Below are 21,057 nucleotides of genomic sequence, written 5' to 3'. Positions count from 1 at the left end.
CGGAGAACGTGCCCCTGTGACGTCCCCGGCCGACAGCCTGTTCGAACGGTTTCACGAGAGCTTCCTGGCCGAGCCGGAACGCAAGGTCCTGCGGTGGATCGCCTCGCGCCTGCCCAGTTGCATTATGCCCGATCATCTCACCGCATTCGGCGTGTTCGGCGCCGTGCTGGTGATGATCGGCTACCTGGGCTGCCATGCGTCCGCAAACTTCCTGTGGCTCGCCAACCTCGGCCTCTTCATCCACTGGTTCGGTGATTCCCTGGACGGCACGCTGGCCCGGGTGCGCGACATCGCCCGACCGCGCTACGGCTATTTCCTCGACCAGAACATCGACGTGGTGGGCAATCTGCTGATCGCCGGCGGCATCGGCCTGTCGCCTTATGCGCGGCTGGACACGGCGCTCCTGGCGCTGACCGGCTACCACATGGTGTCGATCTACGTGTTCGTGCGCAACGTGGTGCGGCGGGAGTTCCACCTCGCGGTGCTGGGCTTCGGCCCCACCGAGGTGCGCATCGGCATCCTCATCATGAACGTGACGATCATGCTGGTCGGGGCGCCGAGCTTCAACTTGTTCGGCCAGACCATGAGCTGGTGCGACCTGGTCCTGCTGGCCACCTTCGGCCTGCTCGCCGCCATGTTCTCCGTCTCCGCCATCGAGGAGGCGAGAAGGCTGGCGCAGGAGGAGCCCAAGGGCGGAACGGACACCGACCTCGGGCCCTGAGAGCCGCGGGGCCATGCGGGCTGACACCGGCCCGCCGCGCCGCGGATCGACGCGCGCTCAGGCGCCGCCGAAGTCGGGATAGCTCTTTTCCTCGACCACGGCCGAGCCGGTCAGATCGTTGATCCTCCGCTTCAGCCGCGCGCGCGCGTCATTCTGCACGAAGGCGATGCGGGCCTGCTTCAGGAACACCTCGTCCGCGAGCGTGGCGTGGTCCTCACCATGAACCACATCCTCGGCGTCCCAGATCAGCTCATTGACCGCCTTGAGCTGGGCGGCGAGCCGGACGATCTCCTCCGGCATGGGCGAGAGGACGCGATCACGCTCCGCAGTCAGCAGCGCCAGTTCATAGCGCACGTTCACCAGCCGGGCTTCCTGGGCGATGCGCTCGGACTTGATCTCCAGGATGCTGATCTTGTCGAGCAGTTCGCCCAGCGACACCGGAACGCGGAATTCGAGCGGCGTCTTGGCCGACTGCGTCGCCCCGCTGGATTTCGTCTCTGCCTGCGTCATGCCCATCTGCCTCTGAATGTCTTGCCGTCGCCGGAGATCGCCTGCGGCACCCGAGCCGCAAGGAAGGTCCCCCCCCCGCGTTCCGCCCCGCGCTCACAAGTGGAATAGGACGATCTCGGTCACATTCACCTTGACGCCCGGTGCCACATGGAGCCGAAGCTCGAAGTCCTGACAAGGCTCCGCCAGTTGGAACTCCAGGCCGAGCAGACCCGGAAGCTCCGAGAGAATCTCCTCCGGCGCAATCACTCGGGCGCCAAGCATCTCGCTGCCGGCCCTGCAGGCGGCATCGATCGTCATGGCTGCCGCTTCCTGCGTGGGTTCCAGCTTCCGCACATTGAAGCCGCCAAAATATGTCCCCCTGTCCAAAGAAATATAGGGGCCATAGCTGACGTAACCGCCCTCTCCAGTGGAGGAACGTGACCCGTCTCCCTGGTTTATACCCGTAACGAACGGAATATTGGCAAGTCTCTTCTTGTAGTATTTCATCAAAATTGACTCCGCTATCGGAGATGCTCACGAACGCAGCCGCCAGAATCCGGCGTTATCCCACATGGGACGGCTACGCATGTCGTCTGGAGGCCATAGGCTACCATTGAAAGCTGAACAGCGTGTCTGGATCCAGCCCGGCCGCTGGATGACCCGCGCCGTGAGCTTTCACGTAGATCTCCTTGAGCACGGGGACGTGCTTGCGGAACGCTTCCAGGTGCTTGAGGCGCATCAGTACGCGCGGAGCGGAGAAATAGGGGGCGTTGCCGGCCCGATCGTCCTCGAACATCTCGCGCCACATGAGCTCGACGAGCCACAGGCGGTTGGACCGGCGCCGGTCCACCTCCTCGGCGGGGCAGCCGATGCGCTCGGCGAGGTCCCAGGTCCGGGGCAGTTGCTCCAGATCGAACAGCGTGCCGTAAGCCTGCCACGAGACGTTCGAATTCACCACGAGGGCCGGTTCACCCATCCAGTAGACCGCCGCGTCCGGCATGTAGTGCAGGGTGTAATAGGACGTCGGGATGCAGGACAGCATGGTGGAGAAGATGCGGTCGCTCGTGTCCTGGCAATAGGCTCGCATGCCGTGGTCGCGCCGGTACACGTGGGAATAGATCGCGGTGTAGAAATTCTCCGACTTCGCCGCCATGAGCTTGACCGTCGACACCTCGTCCGGCCCCGCCGGCTCAAGATAGTTGAACGTCGTCAGATAGGCGTCGAGGTCCGTGACGTTCCCCGGGTCCTTCTCCGAGGAATAGCCGTAGTTCATATAGATCAGATCGATATTCGGCTGCTCGCCGATGATCGCGATGACCCGCTCGATGGTCCCCGGACGGGTGAGGTCGTCGTCGCCCAGGATCCAGATGTAATCGCCCCGCGCCCGCTGGGCGGTGACCGCCAGATTGCCAAGCAGGCCGACATTCTTCGGGTTGCGGATATAGCGGAAATCCGGCCGGCTCAGAAACGGCTGGACGATCTCCGGCGTGTTGTCGGTGGAGGTGTTGTCCACCACCAGCACCTCCAGGTCCGCCCGCGGCACGGGGATCTGCCTGAAGATGTTGCGCAGGTTGACGCCGACCCATCCGCCCCGATTGTAGGTACTGATGCACAGCGAGAGCTTCGGCCGAGGCGCCAGGTTTGGGAACCGGGCCGGAATGGGGGGCCGCTCGCTGGGATGGGCCTCGATCAGACCATCCAGCAGCCGATCCGTCGCCAATGCGGAAGCCACATCGTCCGCATAGTCCCACCAAGAACGCACGGGCCGCGACAGGGCTTCGTCGGCGAGAGCCCGCCGCCACTCCGGCTCCGCCAGCTTCAGCATGGCCAGCGCGGCTGTTTCCGTGTCCCGCAGATCCGCGCGCACGACGCCCGGCCGGTCGAACGCCGTCGGCGACGATTTGTGCAGGACGAGGCAGGGAAGCCCTTGCCAAGACGCCTTGCCAACCTCTGTCGCTTCCTCCTCCGCCGCACCGACATAGACCCCGAAGTCGGCTTGGAACCGCAAGGCCTCCAGCCACTCCTCGGACGGACCGCGCTCCCATTGCGCACCGGGGATCGCAGCCAGGGCCACATGGAGTGTATCCGGAGCCAGATCGCTCTCGTCCGGGGACAAGTTGACGAACGTGAACTTCAGGCGGATCGGTGAGAGACGAATTGCCCGGGTGACCGCCGCGAATAGGGCATGCAGATCGTCGGCCGACGGCTTTGCGATCCAGACCACGACCCGCGCCAGGCTCGGGGCTGCGCGCTTAGGTGCATTGCGCCGCCGCGGCACGTCATGTTCGGTGGGAAGCGCAATGATCCCGAAGCGGTCCTCCGCCCCCGGCACCTTGTCCGGCGAGGCGAGAAGAAACCGATAGAAATCGTCGAACTGGCGCTTCGATCCAACGAGCACCTTGTCGAGCCGGGCCAACGCCGCGAAACGCGCCGCGCAGGCGCCCGGCCCGGCGTCGGAGGAGCGGTGATGGGTGAGAAGGCTCGCAAACCGCAACCCGACCCGATGCACCGCCCGGGTGATGCCATCGAGCTCGGCGCCCGTAAGGGGTGAGGCCGCCAGCAGCCAACCCGGCGCATCCGCGGCGCCCGGCGCGGTCCATGCCGCCCACTCGCAGACGTCGACCTGGCGACCGGCCTCCCCTCTGGGGGGGACAACCGGCGCAAGACTGCCGGCGTCGGCGTCCCAGCGTGCCGGAATGAGCGCCAAGCCACGCGCTGACAGCGCTCCAGCGAGGGACAAGGCGAAGGCGGCGTCCGCGCCCCCTGCGGCGGTACCCTCATCGATCAGATAGTAGATAGAGGGCAGCCTGCGGACCGGGTCGGCGGCGTTGGTGAAGACCGCCCGCAGCGCGCGCACATAATCGGGCCAGACATCCGGCCGCAAAGGCCGGCTATCGGAGGGCAACGCAATCGGACGGATGAGGGGAACGAACGCGGCACGCTCATAGCCCACGAGGATATCGTGCAGATCCTCCGCGGCAGCTTCAGATCCCGGAAGCACGACGTCCGCAAGCAGCAGCGCCTGCATGTAGAGCACATGGTCTTCGACCACCGCGGCGCCTGCCGACGGGCTGGCGAGCGGCTCGGTGCCCTTGAAGATGAAGGCTGACAAGACCTTCAGGCGGCGGGCTTCCAATACGAGGTCCATGACCAGCAGGGGATGCGCCCCCGGCGTGGTGTGGAATGCCTCGGGAACCACCAGCCAGTCCTGCGGGCCGCACGAGACGGGATCGATCAGCACCGGGCTGTTGCCGGGTCCCACGGGCACCGGCCAGCATACCGCGTCGGTCGGACCGGAAACCTCGCGCCACTGGTCCTCGCTCAGAAGGTGCAGGCGCTTGGTCTCGGTGTTCCAGAGCACGACGTGAACCGGCTCGCCTCGCGCCCTCCAGGTCTCGACCAGCGAAACGATGAACTTGGACGGCCTCGTGATCCCCGCCTCGATGAGGCCGACGAGAACAAACACGGTCGATCCCGTTCCCCGCTCGCGCAGGATGGTCGCGGAATCCCCAAGCGGAATGGCCTTAGGCGATGTGGTCACGGGCGCTGCCTCGGCTCTGCGTGGGGCCTACCGTCAATGGCATCATGAGCCTTGTTCACGAGGGCTCCGCACAGAGGCATCGCTCCGAGGGAAGACCCTCCGCATGCCCGCGGCGAGAAGAGCGAACCCCGCTTCATGTCCGCCCCTTCACTGGTCACGGCGCTGCGCCTTCGCTAGGGCACGCGCCATGTGCATCAGGCGGCGTCCCTGCCGGTGAACGTCATGCTGCTCGCTCCACTGGCGCGCCGCCGCGCGCACCTGGACCGCAGCCGGCGTGTCGTGAACGAGATCCTGCAAAGCCGAGGCGATGCCATCGGCCATCTGCCTCGGGGATGTCCCAGCGGTCCGAAAGACAGCCGAGCCCAATTCGTCGAAGATAGTCAGCGGCGTCACCAGAACCGGTGCACGCGAAGCGAGCCCGAAACGAACGGCCGCGCTCGAGGATTCGGACGTCCGCTGGTATGGATTGACCACCAGGTCGGCCTCTCCCAGCAGCGCGAGGCAGTCCTCGTCCGGCAGGTATTCGGTGCGCAGTTCGATGTCGTCCTGCAAACCTAGCTGTTCGATCGTCGCACGGATAGTCGCGATTTCCGGGGCGGACAGCATGTTCGGATGTTCGGAATTGAGCATGCGCAACCGAACCGCGTGTCCATCCTGCTTGAGAATGCCCACCGCGTGAACGAGTTCGACCAGCCCCTTCCCAGGTAAAGCGAATCCGAATGACGCCAACAGCGGCGTATCCGGGACCGGGGGCCGTTTGGACACATCGGCGGGCGCGACGACGATGCCCAGCGGGAACAGCAGGACATTGTCCACCACTCCCACCGCCTTGAGGCGATTCATGTCGCCCGGCGAATGCGCCAGGACGCGATGGCACCTGCGCAGCGCCGGAGCATAATCCGCAAGCTTGACCGCAGCAACATCCGGCGGCGGGCCGATGGTCGAGTGCAACTCCACCAGGACCACGATGCCCAGAGCCAGCACACGGTCGATCAGCTGGGCGAAATCCGCCGGGCTGTAGAAGCCGAAATTGGCCTGGATGACGAGGGCTTCGACGCCGCAAGGGGACAGATGCGGCAGGATCGTTTCGAGACCGTTTTGCGACAGGGGCCCCTGGATCCAGGTGCGGACGCAATTGCGACCGTCAGGACCGAGCGGCACACTGTTCTTGTCGGCGAAGATCACCACGTCCGTCGGTGAAACCGGCTCCAACAAATGACCCACATAGCTGGCGATGCCGCATTTCGAATTCCAGCTCGTGACGAAACCGATCGTTGGCAGGCGGAACGGCTCCCGCGACCCGGCATCCGGTGCCGCCGCGAGCCGCGCCAGACGCTGGGCGGCACCCTTCCACGTATAGTGCTCGACCAACGTCTTGCGGCCGATCCAGGCCCTGGTGAAGCGCTCGGCAGGATCGGCGCGGTAGGCGAGCCAGAGTGCCTGATCGAGACCCTTCGCCAACGGCTCCGCCCAGACTGCTGCGAGAACGCCCACAGGCGATTGCCCGGACGTGAAGGCATAGTCCACCAGCCAGCTGTTCTCTGGCGAGCAATAGTCGAGGTGCCCGCCCCATGCGGTGGCGACAACCGGCAAGCCGGAAAGAAAGGCCTGGGCGATCTCAGGCCCGAAGCCACTGGCGCGCGCCGGAGCTGCGAACACGTGGCACTGGCTGTACAGCGCCTTCAATTGCCCCGGCGTAAGCGTATCGGCGATGACGACGACATCGGGGTAGGCGGGATTGAAACGGCGCCGCTCCGCGATGTCTGAGACGAGCGCCTCCGGCATGGCGCCCGTCGCGTAGATGAGCAGCGAGACGTCATCGTCATCGGAAAAGACCCGACCGAAGGCATCGAGCAGCGCGTCGAGCCCCTGCTCCACCCCGCACGCGGAGACATGCAGAAACCGGAAGCCCTTGCCCAGCACGCGATAGGTTGCGTCCTGCTCCACGCGCTCCCAGGCGTCGATGCCGAAACCAATGGTCGCGACGGGCAGAAGGCACCCCTGATCGATCAGCAACCTCTCGGCATGGGTCGAGACACAGGCCACCGCGGAGATGTTCTCCTCAAGCCAGTCGCCGATCTCCAGCGGCAGGCCGGCGTCCGCCCAGTCGAAACCCAGCAGGACGCGGCGGTCCGCACCGTCGCCGGACACGGTGGCAAAGGGGAAGCGGCTCAACGGCGCGGGGGCAGATGCAAGCACATCGCGACCGACGGATACCGCGTGTCCCAGCTCGATCAAGGCGCGAGCCAGTTCCCGCGCCACGACCTCCGTCCCGCTTGCGTCGATGGTCCAGGACAGCGGCGGAGACCAATTGGCCGCTGCCAACACACGGCCACCCGCGGCGACATAAGGTGCCGGGGCGGGAACCGGAGATGGGGAACCGACGCGAGGCGCGCGATCGCTCACGCCCGGCACCTGCTCCCGCACCGCCTTGAGCTGAGCTTCTACCTCCGCGAGGGCGGCGGCGACCGCCGCCTGGATCTGCTGCTCAACATCATGCCGTCCAGCGCTTGCCCGCTCCTCCATGAAGGCCTTGGCTTCAGCGACAGCCAGCTGCGCCCGACGCTCAATCTGCGCAAGGAGCCGTTGCTCCCGCTCCCTGGCTGAACTTACCGCTTCATCAAGCGCCAGTTGCAACTGCGTCTCGGCCTCGCTCGGCATGTTTGCACGCCGCAATAACCCATCCACAATCCCGGTTCCGCGCCTGATCCAGGACGTCATGGCCATTGGGCCTCCGCTTCGGTCCAAAATATAAGATCCAAAAAGGTAAAGCGGCCTCCGCCACAGGCCTTACCTCGCTGAAGCGGCGTGAGCACAGCCTCAGCGAGGTATCGTCAAGATCACAGCCAGCTGGGATTCGGCGGTACCGCAGTCGAAAAACTCATATCAACCGCGGCGACCTCCGCCGAACGCCCTTGCAACTGCCAGCAACCGTCCCCGCTCACACGATCTCGATCTCGGGGAACGGGAAGATGAACTTGCCGCCCTTGGCGATGAATTCCTGCTCGCGCTGGAGAATGCCTTCCTTGAAGTGCCACGGCAGCACCAGGAAATAGTCCGGCTGCATCGCCCGCGCCTCGGCCTCCGAGACGATGGGAATCCGCGTGCCGGGCGTCACCTTGCCGAACTTGTCGGGATTGACCTCGGCGATCACCGGCATTTCTGCGGTGGTCACGCCGCAGAACTGGAGCGTGACGTTGCCCTTGGTGGAGGCGCCATAGCCGAACACCTTCTTGCCGTCGGCGGCCAGCGCCTTCAGCAGGCGGATCAGGTCGGCCTTGTGGCGGAACACCCGGTCCTCGAACTCGCGGAACGGGCGAACCGTGTTGAGGCCCATCCGGTCTTCCTGCTCGAGCAGCCAGTTGATGACCGCATCGTTGGCCGGCAGCGTGGAGGTCTTCAGCGCGGCCGTCACCGCGAAGCTGCCGCCGTTGATGCCGTTCATCTGCACGTCGATGAGCTTCATCCCGGCCGCTTCGACGATGACCTTCACCACGCCGAGGCTGTAATATTCGAGATGCTCGTGGCAGATCGTATCGTAAGACGTCGTGCGGAGCATCGCCGGCATGTAGCTCTGCTCGAAATGCCAGATGCCGTTCGGCGCGAGGACCGAAGCGATGTCCCGCGCGAAGGCGATCGGGTCGTCCAGGTCGTAGAACATGGCGATGGAGGTGACGATGCGGGCCGCCTGCGTGCTCACCTTGCGAAAATTGTCCGCAGAGAAGAAGTCGGGCACCAGCTGGATGTCGTCGGGATAGTATTGCTTGAACTTCAGGCCGGTCGGGTCGATGCCGATGCGCTTCAGGCCCTGCGTCTTGTAAGCCTTCAGCGAGGTCGCGTCGTTCGAGCCGATATCGAGAACCACCTCGCCCGGGGAGAGGTCCACCAGCTTCTCGAGGAAACCGATCTTGCTGGTGAGGTGGCGCACCATCGAGCCGTTCAGGCCGGAGCGGTAGCCATAATTATCGCCGTACATCTCGGACGCATCGTAGGTGTGCGCGAGTTGCAGCAAGCCGCTGTCCGGGCACCAGACCAGATCGAGCGGACCGGACGTGACAGCCTGGCCGGGCGCGGGAAACACGCCGGTGAGTTCCTGATGACCGAGTTGCAGGACGGTTATGAGGTTCTTCGATCCGTTGATGCGGCAGCCGGTGATCTGCTTGTAAGGCTCGCTCATCCGATTCGATTTCCGCTGTTCGAGTAGGAATGGAAGGGGGACTTATACATACCGCCGAAACGGTAAACAACTACGGTTCAGAATGAGGCTTCACAAGCTTTCATCCCGGCTAACTAGTTTTGGAACACTTCTACAGTTGCATCAATATTAAATACAACCTTAAACACCACGCGCCCCACCGAACGTCCACCCATCGAAGAGGTGCGTAATGGCAAGATCATGGCGCGACGGCCTTTATTCTACGACATCCCCACTGAAGCCCTGATAGATGAGGGAAGGGGTCTGCTCGCAACGTAAACCTGCCTGAGGCGAGGCTACATCATGGCTTCAAATGCGCTGCTTGGGCACCGATGCGGGCACGCCACCATTCGATCAGCTCGACGAGCGTGTCTTCAACGCTATGCTTCGGCTGCCAGCCGGTGAGTTGCTTGAGGCGGGCCGGATCGCCCACCGCGGACGGAATGTCGGAGGGCCGCATGCGCGCAGGATCGGTTTCCACCCGCACGGGCACACGGGCAAGATCACACAGCGCGTGCAGCAGGTCGCCGATCCGATACCCCTGCCCAGAGGAGACGTTGACCAGGATGCGAGACTGGGACGGCTTCATGGTCAGCAGCCGGATATAGGCGTCCACCACGTCGGACACGTGGAGGAAATCGCGTTCCGCCGACAGGTCACCCACCCGCACCACCGGCGGCAGCAGACCCGCCTCGATGCGCACGATCTGCGCGGCGAAGGACGGCAAGGCGAAACGCTCGTCCTGCCCCGGTCCGGTATGGTTGAACGAGCGCGTTACGATCAGCCGGGTCTCCGGCGGCAGCACTTGCGCCAGGGCATGCTCGGCCGCCAGCTTGGAGGCAGCATAGGCATTAGCCGGCTGGGTGGGGGTGTCCTCGGTCGCTTTACCGAGGACGAAGCTGCGCCCGTAGACCTCGGCCGAAGAGGTGAAGAGCACCGTGCCGCCGGGGGCGTGGCGGGCCAGCGCCGAAGCCAGGGCGAAGGTCCCGCCGAAATTGACCCGCCATGTGGCTTCCGCGGCATTCACCGCCACGTCGATCGACGCCTGAGCCGCCAGATGCACCACGATGCGCGGTTTCAGCCGGGCGACGACCGATTCGATGCTCGCGGGATCGAGCAGATTACCGTTCTCGGCGCTCCACCCTTCGGCGACCGTTTCCGCCTCCCGGGTCAGCATAACGTGGCGATGGTCCGCAAACGCACGGCGCAGCGCCGGCGCCATGTGTGCGCCGACGAACCCGGTGCCCCCCACCAGCAGCAGAACAGGCGCATCAGACATCGTCAGTCCCCGCCTAGCCGGCGATACGCGCGAGGTCGGCGTCCACCATCTCGCGGATCATCTGATCGAGCGAGATCAGCGGCTCCCAGCCCAGCTTGGCCTTGGCCTTGGCCGGATTGCCCAGCAGCACGTCCACTTCCGCCGGGCGGAAGAAGGCCGGATCGATCACCAGGTGATCGTCGATGCTCAGACCCACGTGCTCGAAGGCGATCTTGCACATGTCGCGCACCGTGGTGGTGAGGCCGGTGGCGACCACATAATCGTCCGCCACGTCCTGCTGCAGCATCAGCCACATGGCGCGGACATAGTCCTTGGCATGGCCCCAGTCGCGCTTGGCGTCGATATTGCCGAGCCGCAGCTCGCTTTGCAGCCCACGCTTGATGCGGGCCACGCCGTCGGTGACCTTGCGGGTCACGAACTCGATGCCGCGCAGCGGGCTCTCGTGATTGAACAGGATGCCGGACGAGGCATGCAGGCCGAAGCTCTCGCGATAATTCACGGTGATCCAGTGGCCATAGAGCTTGGCCACCGCGTAAGGCGAGCGGGGATAGAAGGGGGTGGTTTCGCTCTGCGCCGCTTCCTGGATCTTGCCGTACATCTCCGAGGAGGAGGCCTGATAGAAGCGCGCGCCCGGAGCGGCGATACGCACGGCCTCCAGCACGTTGGTGACGCCCACGCCGGTGATGTTGCCGGTCAGGATCGGCTGCTGCCAGGAGGAGGCCACGAAGGACTGAGCGGCGAGGTTGTAGACCTCGTCCGGCTTGGCCTGCTCCACATTGCGGATGAGGCTCGACAGATCCGAGAGGTTGCCGTCGAGGATGCGCACGTCCTTGTCGACGCCGAGCCAGCGCAGCCGGTGATCCGCCACGCCGAAATGCGACGAACGCCGGACGACGCCGTACACTTCGTAGCCCTTCTCCAGGAGAAGCTGGGAAAGGTAGGCACCGTCCTGCCCCGTGACACCAGTGACCAACGCGCGTTTCGTCATACAGATCCCCGAATAGCTGACCGACCCCCGGCCCCGAATCAACCGACCGCTAGGCGTAACAACCTGATTGCCGCGCTCTGTACTCTGAGTTGGGGGGATTGAGAATGGCGCATCTCACGGCCCGCCCGCTCCGGAAGTCACCCGGCGGCGTTCGCTCATAGCACGCTTCCCGCACCGCGTGCAGCGGCGGCATCCTCGGTAGGCGGTCCCGCTTTCACAGCATAGTCCGCCGCTCTCGCCTAATGCGGCCGGCGGCGTTCGAGTTCATAGCCGATGACCTCCACGCGCGCGCCCCCTTCCGACAGGATGACGACTTCGACACTCCTTGTCGGCACGGGGACGAAGATGGTCTTCACGAAGACACTCTCTTCTCTCATATAGCTGATGGCATACTCCTGCTGCGTCTCCTGCCCTGCATTGCTGCTGAAGCGCAGGCGCATAAGAGACTTCGGCGTTGCCTGGCTGACGTTGGCTCGCATCGAAAACCGATAAAGCCCGGGCATGAGGTCCAGGTAGGGGCCGTGGCACAGCGTTCCGTCGCGCTGCCCGGAGACGATGCGCCCGTTCTTCAGGAAGCCTTCCTGCATGGGCAATTCCGGCAACGCAGCCGCATAGACCGTCTGCCAGTGCTCGCCAAGCGCCGCCCGAGCGATGGCTCGATCCATCACCGCCGTCACCTGCCGCAGGTCGTTAACCGCCAGCCAGCGCGCCGCGGCTCGGGCTTTTTCCCCCGCCAGGGGCGCACGGCCTTCAATCAAGCCGAAGATCTCGGCCACCCCGGTGGCGATCGCCTCCGCATCGCGCCCTGGGAGCGCATAGGTCCCCTCGCGCACATCCGAGAAGATCGGCAGCGGCGTCACCGCCACCGGCCGTTGGGCGGCAAGGCCCATGCGCACGGCGGCGCTGGAGGACTCGCCCGTGCGTTGATAGGGAAAGACGATGAGGTCGGCCTGCTGCAGCCGCGTGATGCTGTCCGCGTCCGGCACGTAGTCCGGATGCAGGCTGACGCAATCAGCCAGCCCGCGCGCCGCGATCAGCTCCCCGATGTCCTGGAGGAGGGCCCTCGAAACACCGCCGGTGTCGCCATAATCGGCATTGTGCATCGCCAGCGTGACGGGCTCCCCCTGGGCGCGCAGGATCGCCACCGCCTCCACCATCTGCTCCAGGCCCTTCCCCGGCAGGGCGAAACCGTAGGTGGCGATCCGCCGGCGCATCGGCTGGACGGCCGGCGTCTTCACGAGCGCCGGGTCGACGCCGTCGGAGATGAGCGTGACGTTTGCCGACAGGCCGAGCTTGGCCAATTGCTCCACGTCATGGCGCGAATGCACGAACAGGCCCGACGCGGCCGCCAGGGCGCGCCGGATGTAGCTGAGCTGCTGCCGCTCGTCGTCCGACTGGTCCACCGTCGAGTGGAGCGTCAGGAACACCTTGATGTTCGCTGCATAGAGCGTATCGACGAGATCGTTGAAGGCGCCGAAATCGAATAAGCCATAGTTGACCTGGATGACGAGGCTCTCAACGCCGCTGGCGATGACCTCCCGTGCCAGTTCGGCAAGAGACGGGATCTTGCCCTGCGTCCAGCAGCGCCGCACGTCATAGCCGGGAATGGTCTCCGGCGCGTCGGCATGGGGGGCGAAGATGATCGGCCGGTACGCGGAATGGGCGATGAACTTGCGCGAATAGGAGGCGATGCCGCACCGCGTGCCCCAGGTGGTGACCCACCCCACCGGCCCGGAGGGAGGCTGCGTCAACGCTTGAACGGTGGCTTCGTTCGTGGTGGCACAGGACGCGATCATACGCAGCTCGCCGTCGGAGAGTTCATCCAGCTGGCAATGGCGCGCCAAGGCCTGGCCGACGGTCTCGCCGGTCGCCGCGGCAACCGGAGCAGCGGCGGGCAGGGCCTGTCGCGCTGACTTGCACGCCGTCTCGATCGCCCGCCACGCCCGCTCGCCGGAGCGTTCCCAGGTGAATTCCGTCAGGTGGCGGTCCACATGCGCCCGCAACGACGCGCGAAACGCGGGATCAACGAGCCCCTGCTCCATCCGGGCGGCGATGTCGCCGTCATTATTCGGGTCGAACAAGCCGATCTCGGTCCCCAAAACCTCCGGCAGGCTCGTCGTATTGGACGAGATGACGGGCGCCCCGCAGGCCAGCGCCTCGAGCACCGGCATGCCGAGCCCCTCCCACAGCGAGGGGAAAACGAACAGGGCGCAGGTGTTGTAAAGGACGATCAGGTCCTCGTCGCTGACCCGCCCGGTGAAGACCACGCGGTCCGGCGCGATCCCGAGCGCACGCGCGTATTCGGCCAGCCGCTCATAGACGGCGTTGTCCGCCCCGCCGACCAGAACGAGCTGGTATCCGGCCTGGATCTCGGCCGGCAGCTTCGCATAGGCGCGGATGAGACCGGCCTGGTTCTTGCGGACGTCGAAGCTCGCCGTATAGAGGATGAACGCGCCGGTGATCGCACGGAAGGCCTCCGAAGCCTGCAGCAGGTCCAACGCATCCGGGACCGGCCTGAACTTCGGATCGATGCCCGACTTGATGTCCTGGACGATGCCGTTGAAGGCACCCAGCTCTTCCAGAGCCTCATCGGCGGAATATTGCGATATGGCCAGTAACGCCGATGCGTCGCGCAATTGGCGGAATTTCGAGAAATAATGCCGCCTCACCACAAAATTCCGAAGATATAGAGAACGTTGCTTAAGCGGAATTAGATCGTAAAGCGTTACCGCAACCGGAATACGACTTGAAGTCGAATTAATCGATGTAGAAACGTTTTCGTGAAGCCCCTCAAACAGGCTTGTCAGATGTACCGCGTCGGGATTGAGGCTTTCGATGAACTGTTCACGTAGGACGGTTGCCGAGCGCAATAATTCAATATTACCGTCGAAATAGGAGATTTCGCGTGGAACTTGGAATACATGGAAATTGCTGGCCGGCACCTCGTTGCGCAGCAGGTCGCGCACCTCGTTCGCCTCTCGCTCGAACTGGCCGTTGAGCACGATCTGAATCTCGTGCCCGCCCGCTGTCTTCAACATCCCCCGCAGAAGATCGAGTGAATAGCGGCCGATGCCGCCGAGCCGGCTGCCGGACTGGGCGCTCTGGAGATCAACGACGAGGCGCATCTGACCAAACCTTAGAAATAGCCGCACCTTGCCCGACACGGGCCGGGCCGGGACATGAGACGCGCCGATCCCGACGCATTCACCGGGACACGCTGATGTGGATGGATGTCCCCGCCTGGGCGCCGTGGGGGCGCGCCGCCCGCCAGAGGTCGGCCAGGATCGCGTCGGCGCGCAGCGTCCCGGCACCGCGCCGGTTTGCACCCGATGATGCATCCGGCAAGGGCTTCGTCCGCCCCGCCCCCTCCGGCATGCCATCGGGATCCGCCCCGATCGTGGCCATGTAGGCGATGTCAAAGGGCGCAGCCCCCTTGCCCCAGAACAGCGCACCGGCCGTCGCACGCTCGTCCAGCTGGGCCGCCAGCGCGCGGAACTCGTCCGTTGCCGAGGCATTGCCGTCGAGAGTCATGGACATGCGGTAGTGCGTCAGCGCCTCCCTCGCCCGCCCCTGCCGCTTTCGCAGGTGTCCGAACTGGAGATGAAGGTCGGCGTCGTCCGGATTGATGTGGCGCGCGACGGAATAGGCCGCCTCCGCGCCGTCCAGATCCCCCGCCTCCTTGGCGCAATTGCCGCATTGGACCCAGAGCCCGAACGGCTCGGACGAGCGTTCCGCCGCTTGCCGGTAAAGCTGCGCCGCAGCATGCCAATTGCGGGTATCGCGGGCGGCATCCGCCTGGGCGTTCAGGTCCGCCGGCCGCATGAACAGGCGCACCGGCCACACTTCTCTCCACCCTCCCGCCCGACCCGAACCCCCTGACATGATGTTCTCCGAACCCTGGCCCGTCAGGGCCGGCGAAAACCCGCGCAACATATACGCTCAAGCCCGCGGGAGGTGCGGCCCCCCGCTACCCCCGCGGCTGCGCCGTCACCGGCAGCCCCCCCGCCGGGCGCAGCGTCAGCCGGCTGGCGGGCTCGACCTTGGTGCCGGGCACCACGCGCACGCGGAACTGCTGGATCAGGATGGCGAAGCATAGGATCGATTCAGTCAGCCCAAACGCCAGGCCGGCGCAGATGCGCGGCCCGATGGCGAAAGGAATGTATGTGTAGGGTGCCGGACGCTCGCTCAAGAATCGTTCTGGCCGAAACCGCTCGGGATGCTCCCACAACTCTACCGCACGATGCAAGAGCCACGGCGCTACAACCACGAGCGCCGCCGGGTCGATGTCGATGCCGCCGATCCGGTCGGCCTCCTTGGCCTGGCGGGCGAGGATCGGCACCGGCGGGTAGAGCCGCAGCGTCTCCTCGATCACCGAGCGGCACCAGTCCAGTTTCGGCACGTCGGCCACCGTTGGCGTGCGCCCCCCGCACACCCGGTCGATCTCGGCCAGCACGGCCTCCTCCACCCAAGGCGCGTTGGCGACGAGATACCAGGCCCAGGTGAGCACGGCGGCCGTGGTCTCATGCCCAGCCATGAAGATGGTCGCCGCCTCGTTGCGCAGCGCCGACAGGTCGAGGCCCAGCTCCGGGCTCTTCTGCTGGCGCTTCACCAGCAGGTCGACCATGGAATTGTGCTCGCCATGCCCCGCCAGATGGTCGGACACCACCTTGTCGATCACCCGGTCGAGCTGGGCCACCGCCCGGCGCAGGCGCGGCCCGCGGAACACCGGCAGCCCCTCGTCGGCACCGAGGAAATAGCCGAAGTTGAAATTGTCGATCAGGCCCTGGTAGCGGGTGAACGCCTCCACCACCTGATGCGCCGCCCCGGCACCGAGATGGTTGCCGAACACGGCGCGGGAGATGATCTCGGCGGTCAGCTCCGCCATCTCGGTGAGCGCGTTGAACGGCTCGCCCGCGGGCCGGGCCCGCCAGCGCTCGACCATGGCCAGCGTCACCGCCTCCATGGTCAGGCCGAAGGTAGGCACCCGGTTCTTGTGGACGATGTCGCTCACCAGCGGGCGGCGCCGCTTCCAGGTCTCGCCGTCGGAGATGAACAGGCCGTCGCCCAGCAGGTATTCCAGCGCGCGGCGCATCTGCGGACTCTTGCGCTCGTAATTGTCATGGCGCGTGGCCATGACGTATTTCACCGTCTCCGGGGAATTGGCCAGGAACACCTGCCGGCCGAACAGGCGGATGGAGCCATAGGTGGAGGTGTAGTCGTTCGCCTGCCACGGCGAGATCAGGCTGCGCTTGGCGGCGAGCGCCAGTTCCAGGGGCGGCGGGCGCTTGGCATAGGGCCTGGGTCGCGCGGGCGCGAACCAGCCGGGTCCGCTCTCCTCCAGAATGGGCGCCGGCTTGTAGAACAACTGCAGCATGGTTCCGATCCCGGCGCCCGGCGGGCGGGCTCCGGCTCTGAGACGTTCGGGACGACAGCCCGGCGAACCGGGTGGCTCGGGGGCGTCCCGTCACCCTGGTTTAGAACACTGGCCCGCCGGCGCAACCCGCCGGCGGCACCGACCCAAGCCTCACCGCCGGCTGTAGACGTCTTCCAGGCGGACGATGTCGTCCTCGCCCAGATAGGAGCCGGTCTGCACCTCGATCAGCTCCAGCGGGATGCGGCCGGGATTGGCGAGGCGATGCACGCCGCCGCACGGCAGGTAGGTGGATTCGTTCTCGTGGACGGTGAACACCTTCTCGCCCAGCGTCACCTCGGCCGTGCCCTTCACCACCACCCAGTGCTCGGCGCGGTGGAAATGCTTCTGCAGCGAGAGCGTGCCGCCCGGCTCCACGACGATCTTCTTCACATGGAAGCGTTCGCCCCGGCAGATGGTCTGGTAGGTGCCCCAGGGCCGGTGCATCTTCAGGTGCTCGGCCACCTCGTTGCGCTGCGAGGCGGTGAGCGCGCCGACAAGGCCCTTCACATCCTGGCTGCGGTCGGAGGGCATCACCAGGATGGCATCGTCGGTGGCAATCACCGAAATGCCGTCGAGCCCGATGCCGGCCACCAGCTTGCCGTCGGAGTAGACGTAGGAATCGCGGCTGTCGATCAGCGCGACGGCGCCCTGGGTCACGTTGCCCCGGTCGTCCGCGTCATTCACCGCATGCACCGCGTCCCAGGCGCCGATGTCCGACCAGCCGAAATCGCCGGCCACCACGGCAGCGGCGGCCGTGTGCTCAAGGATGGCAAAGTCGATGGAGACCGAGCGGGCGGCGGCGAAGGCGGTCGCCTCCAGGGACAGGAAGCCGAGGTCCTCCTGCGCGCCGGCCACCGCCGCCACGGCGCTGGCCGTGGTCTCGGGCTCCAGCCGGGCGCCTTCGTCCAGCAGCAGGCCGGCGGGGAAGAGGAAATTACCGGAGTTCCAGAGATAACCGTCGGCCACATAGCGCGCGGCGGTGGCGGCGTCGGGCTTCTCGACGAAGCGCTCCACCCGCGCCGCGCCGGCCGCATCCAGCGCCGCGCCGGGCTTGATGTAGCCATAGGCCGTGCTCGGCCCCTGCGGACGAATGCCGAAGGTGACGATATGGCCCGCCTCGGCGGCGGCCGCCGCGGTTTCCACGCAGGCGCGGAACGCCGCGGGATCACCCACCACATGGTCGGCGGCGAGCGCCAGGATCAGGGTCTCGGGGCCATGGTGCTCGCGCACATAGGCAGCGGCGGCGAGCAGCGCCGGGCCGCTGTCGCGGCGCGCGGGCTCGAGCAGCACCGCCGCCTGGACGCCGACCTCGGCCGCCTGGCGTCTGGCGAAGAAACGGAAATCCGTGCCGGTGATGACGACGGGCGGATGGAACAGCGGCCCTTCGGCCACCCGCAGCAGCGTGTCCTGATAGAGCGTGTTGTGGGACACCAGCGAGATGAACTGCTTGGGGAGGCTCTGGCGCGACAGGGGCCACAGCCGCGTTCCCGTGCCGCCAGCCAAGACAACCGGCACGATTTTCTGGCGCATGCCCATGCGTTCCCATCCTGGAGTGTGGTGACGCGGCTCAACCCGAGCCCTCAAGCGCAGGCGCTTCGACGTCATGCGCCGCGTGCATTGCAAAAGATAGTGTGAGCCAAAACGCTAAGGCAAGCTGAACGGTTGGCGGTATTTTTATATGGCTCGATATAAAGACGCGGGTCAGCGATGGGCCCCGGGCACCCACAGCACATCGTTGGCGCCGTGCCCGTTAACGTAGCGCCCGGCGACGAACAGCAGGTCGGACAGGCGGTTGATGTAGCGCAGGGCCTCCGCCCCCACATGCTCCCCGGGGGCGCGGGCCAGCTCCGCCATCTCCCGCTCGGCCCGGCGCACGATGGTGCGGGCGAGGTGCAGATAAGCGGCGGCCGGGGTTCCGCCGGGCAGGATGAAGGAGGTGAGGGGGGACAGCTCGGCATTCAGCCGGTCGATGTCCTCCTCCAGCCGGCGCACCTGGGCGGGCACGATGCGGAGCGGCTCGAAATCCGGCGGCGGCGCATCGGGGCGCTCCGGCACGCAGAGATCGGCGCCGAGGTCGAACAGGTCGTTCTGCACCCGCGCCAGCACCGCATCGACTTGCGGATAGGCGGCAAGGTGCAGCCGGGCGATGCCCACGGCGGCGTTGCCCTCGTCCACGGTGCCGTAAGCGGCGACGCGCAGATCGTATTTCGCCACGCGCTCGCCGGTGCCGAGCCCGGTCGAGCCGTCGTCGCCCGTGCGCGTGTAGATCTTGTTCAGCTTGACCATGGCTGCCGCGTCCGCCCCTTCAGTGCCGCATGGCGTAGATGGTGATCATCACCAGGATGACCGCCAGGAACTGGAACAGCACGCGCAGCTGCATGAGCTTCTGCGAGCGCTGCGGGGAGCCGCCGGAGGCCAGGTTGAACAGGCCGAGGATCAGCACTCCGGCGACACTGGCCAAAGCGAGCGGGATCAGCAGATAGATGGTCCAGTGCAGCATGGGCGCTCCTCGCACGGGCGGCGCGCCTGAACGCGCGTCTTGACCCTAACATAGCGCCCCCGGCGCCACTTGCACCCCATTCCGAAGTCCCGACCGCCGGCCGGAAGATGTTCCGCGACGCTGGGGAAGGCTGGGCAAGGCTTTCCAAAGCTTGCGCCCAGTGCAGGGCCGGTATGCACGAGATGTCGTCAGATTGTCATTTCGCGCTTGAATATTGCGCCGCAACAAGGCACGGACTGCGGCAATCCCCAACACGCCTCAGGCGTCCCGCAGAGTTCCGCACCTATGACCGCTCCCGCCGCCCCCACCCATCCCGCCGCCTCCAAGCGACCGCTCTCCGGCAACGACATCCGCACGCTCGTGCTCTCGGCGCTCGGCGGGGCGTTGGAATTCTACGACTTCATCATCTTCGTCTATTTCGTCACGGTGCTGGGCAAGCTGTTCTTCCCGCCGGAAATTCCGCTGTGGCTGGTGCAGCTCCAGGCCTTCGGCATCTTCGCCGCCGGCTATCTCGCCCGCCCGCTCGGCGGCATCATCATGGCCCATTTCGGCGACAAGGCCGGCCGCAAGCGCATGTTCACGCTGTCCATCTTCCTGATGGCGCTGTCCACGCTCGGCATCTCCTTCCTGCCCAGCTACGCCTCCATCGGCTATGCCGCGCCGGTGCTGCTGCTGGCCATGCGCGTGCTCCAGGGCGCGGCCATCGGCGGCGAGGTTCCCGGTGCCTGGGTGTTCGTGTCCGAGCATGTGCCGAGCCGCCATGTGGGCCTCGCCTGCGGCATCCTCACCTGCGGGCTGACCAGCGGCATCCTGCTGGGCTCGCTGGTGGCGACCGCCATCAACACGGTGTTCACCCAACAGGACATCGTGGCCTATGCTTGGCGCATTCCCTTCCTGCTGGGCGGGGTGTTCGGCTTCACCTCGGTCTATCTGCGCCGCTGGCTCCAGGAGACCCCGGTGTTCAAAGAGATGAAGGCGCGCCGTGAGCTCGCCGCCGAGCTGCCGCTCAAGGTGGTGCTGCACCGCCACACCCCGGCGGTCATCATCTCCATGCTGGTCACCTGGCTGCTCACCGCCGCCATCGTGGTGGTCATCCTCATGACCCCGGCCCTGTTCCAGACCCGCCACGCCATCCCCGCGCCCATGACGCTGGAAGCCAACAGCGTGGCCACCTTCTTCCTCTCGGTCGGCTGCGTGCTGGCCGGCGCGCTGTGCGACCGCTTCGGCGGCGGCCGCGTGCTGGCGGTGGGCAGCGTGTTCCTCGGCGCGGCGAGCTATGCGCTCTACACCGTGATCGGCCCCCGTCCCGACCTGCTGATCCCGCTGTACGGCCTCGCCGGCCTCTCGGTGGGGGTCATCGGCACCGTGCCCTACATCATGGTGCGGGCTTTCCCGTCGGCGGTCGCCTTCACCGGCGTGTCCTTCTCCTACAATGTGTCCTACGCCATCTTCGGCGGGCTGACGCCGCTGTTCGTCACCCTGGCGTTGCAGATCGATCCGCTGGCCCATGCCCATTATCTGGTCGCCATCTCGGTGATGGGAGTGGCGATCGGCCTCTTCCTCGCCGCGACCGGCCGCAGCCCGGCCGCCGCTGGAGCGCAGGCGCGAGCCTGACGATCGCCTGCCGCACCCCGGTACAACCCGCCCGACCGCACGGTCCGGGCGGGTTTTTTGTGCGCGCGGCACCGCGGGGCGAGCCCCGCGAATGCAACGCAACATGCACTCCTCGTTGCATCGCAGCGAAATTACAATCTGAGAAATACACCCCCCCAAACAAGCATTCTTCCGTGATGCAATCACAGGTGGGCAATTTTGATTGACGGGATGGCAGAACAGGGTGAATGCAAGGTTGGGGCAAGGCTGAATATCTTTGCTTTGCGGGATTTTTTGAACCTCAACCTGGGTGGGGCATTCCATGGCTGCTTTTCGTT

15 protein-coding genes are annotated in these 21,057 nt (G+C 65.8%); 2 read left to right on the top strand and 13 right to left on the bottom strand.

All coding sequences use genetic code 11. The features are described 5' to 3' along the window. Positions 1-16: 16 nt before the first annotated feature. Positions 17-721 carry a CDP-alcohol phosphatidyltransferase family protein gene (locus YU1_RS31465; RefSeq protein ID WP_051357393.1) on the top strand — a complete coding sequence of 235 codons (705 nt, stop codon included), beginning with the start codon at positions 17-19 and terminating at the stop codon, positions 719-721. Positions 722-778: 57 nt separating this feature from the next. On the opposite strand, the gene YU1_RS0125955 is transcribed toward YU1_RS31465, so the two are convergent. From YU1_RS0125955 to YU1_RS0125890, 13 genes are all read right to left on the bottom strand, one after another. Continuing rightward, the gene (locus tag YU1_RS0125955) at positions 779-1,231 is read right to left on the bottom strand and encodes a DUF6165 family protein (RefSeq protein WP_198019085.1); all 453 of its coding nucleotides are present in this window, start codon (positions 1,229-1,231) and stop codon (positions 779-781) included. Between the two features lie 93 nt (positions 1,232-1,324). Continuing rightward, positions 1,325-1,717 (bottom strand): hypothetical protein, encoded by a 393-nt coding sequence (locus YU1_RS33860; RefSeq protein ID WP_156922501.1) that lies wholly within the window; start codon positions 1,715-1,717, stop codon positions 1,325-1,327. Between the two features lie 100 nt (positions 1,718-1,817). Further along, positions 1,818-4,751, bottom strand: a complete 2,934-nt coding sequence (locus YU1_RS0125945) for a glycosyltransferase family 2 protein (protein WP_156922499.1) — start codon at positions 4,749-4,751, stop codon at positions 1,818-1,820. Between the two features lie 147 nt (positions 4,752-4,898). Beyond that, complete coding sequence (locus tag YU1_RS0125940) at positions 4,899-7,478, bottom strand: glycosyltransferase family 4 protein (RefSeq protein WP_029006500.1); 2,580 nt, start codon at positions 7,476-7,478, stop codon at positions 4,899-4,901. Positions 7,479-7,692: 214 nt separating this feature from the next. Beyond that, a complete protein-coding gene (locus tag YU1_RS0125935) occupies positions 7,693-8,928 on the bottom strand; it encodes a class I SAM-dependent methyltransferase (RefSeq protein ID WP_029006499.1) in 1,236 nt (411 codons plus the stop codon). Positions 8,929-9,247: 319 nt separating this feature from the next. Continuing rightward, entirely contained in the window at positions 9,248-10,225 is a 978-nt protein-coding gene (locus tag YU1_RS0125930) for a GDP-mannose 4,6-dehydratase (protein WP_029006498.1), read from the bottom strand. A 13-nt stretch (positions 10,226-10,238) separates the two neighbouring features. Then, entirely contained in the window at positions 10,239-11,213 is a 975-nt protein-coding gene (gmd, locus tag YU1_RS0125925; protein ID WP_029006497.1) for a GDP-mannose 4,6-dehydratase, read from the bottom strand. Between the two features lie 239 nt (positions 11,214-11,452). Next, positions 11,453-14,338, bottom strand: coding sequence for a glycosyltransferase (locus YU1_RS32300; protein WP_198019082.1), 2,886 nt, complete (start codon positions 14,336-14,338; stop codon positions 11,453-11,455). A gap of 79 nt (positions 14,339-14,417) precedes the next feature. Beyond that, positions 14,418-15,047, bottom strand: coding sequence for a tetratricopeptide repeat protein (locus tag YU1_RS34180; RefSeq protein WP_198019080.1), 630 nt, complete (start codon positions 15,045-15,047; stop codon positions 14,418-14,420). A gap of 133 nt (positions 15,048-15,180) precedes the next feature. Continuing rightward, a complete protein-coding gene (locus YU1_RS0125905) occupies positions 15,181-16,587 on the bottom strand; it encodes a cytochrome P450 (protein ID WP_029006494.1) in 1,407 nt (468 codons plus the stop codon). Between the two features lie 150 nt (positions 16,588-16,737). After that, positions 16,738-18,162 (bottom strand): mannose-1-phosphate guanylyltransferase/mannose-6-phosphate isomerase, encoded by a 1,425-nt coding sequence (locus YU1_RS0125900; protein ID WP_156922497.1) that lies wholly within the window; start codon positions 18,160-18,162, stop codon positions 16,738-16,740. 165 nt (positions 18,163-18,327) lie between these two features. Further along, on the bottom strand, positions 18,328-18,912 hold the full coding sequence (locus tag YU1_RS0125895) for a cob(I)yrinic acid a,c-diamide adenosyltransferase (protein ID WP_029006492.1): 585 nt from the start codon (positions 18,910-18,912) through the stop codon (positions 18,328-18,330). A gap of 19 nt (positions 18,913-18,931) precedes the next feature. After that, complete coding sequence (locus tag YU1_RS0125890; RefSeq protein WP_029006491.1) at positions 18,932-19,126, bottom strand: twin transmembrane helix small protein; 195 nt, start codon at positions 19,124-19,126, stop codon at positions 18,932-18,934. Positions 19,127-19,411: 285 nt separating this feature from the next. On the opposite strand from YU1_RS0125890, the gene YU1_RS0125885 reads away from it, so the two are divergent. Further along, complete coding sequence (locus YU1_RS0125885; RefSeq protein ID WP_029006490.1) at positions 19,412-20,740, top strand: MFS transporter; 1,329 nt, start codon at positions 19,412-19,414, stop codon at positions 20,738-20,740. Positions 20,741-21,057: the final 317 nt, after the last annotated feature.

This window comes from Azorhizobium doebereinerae UFLA1-100, from assembly GCF_000473085.1.
Lineage (GTDB): Bacteria > Pseudomonadota > Alphaproteobacteria > Rhizobiales > Xanthobacteraceae > Azorhizobium > Azorhizobium doebereinerae.
Note: the sequence above shows the minus strand (reverse complement) of the source record. Positions and strands in the feature narration are given on the sequence as shown.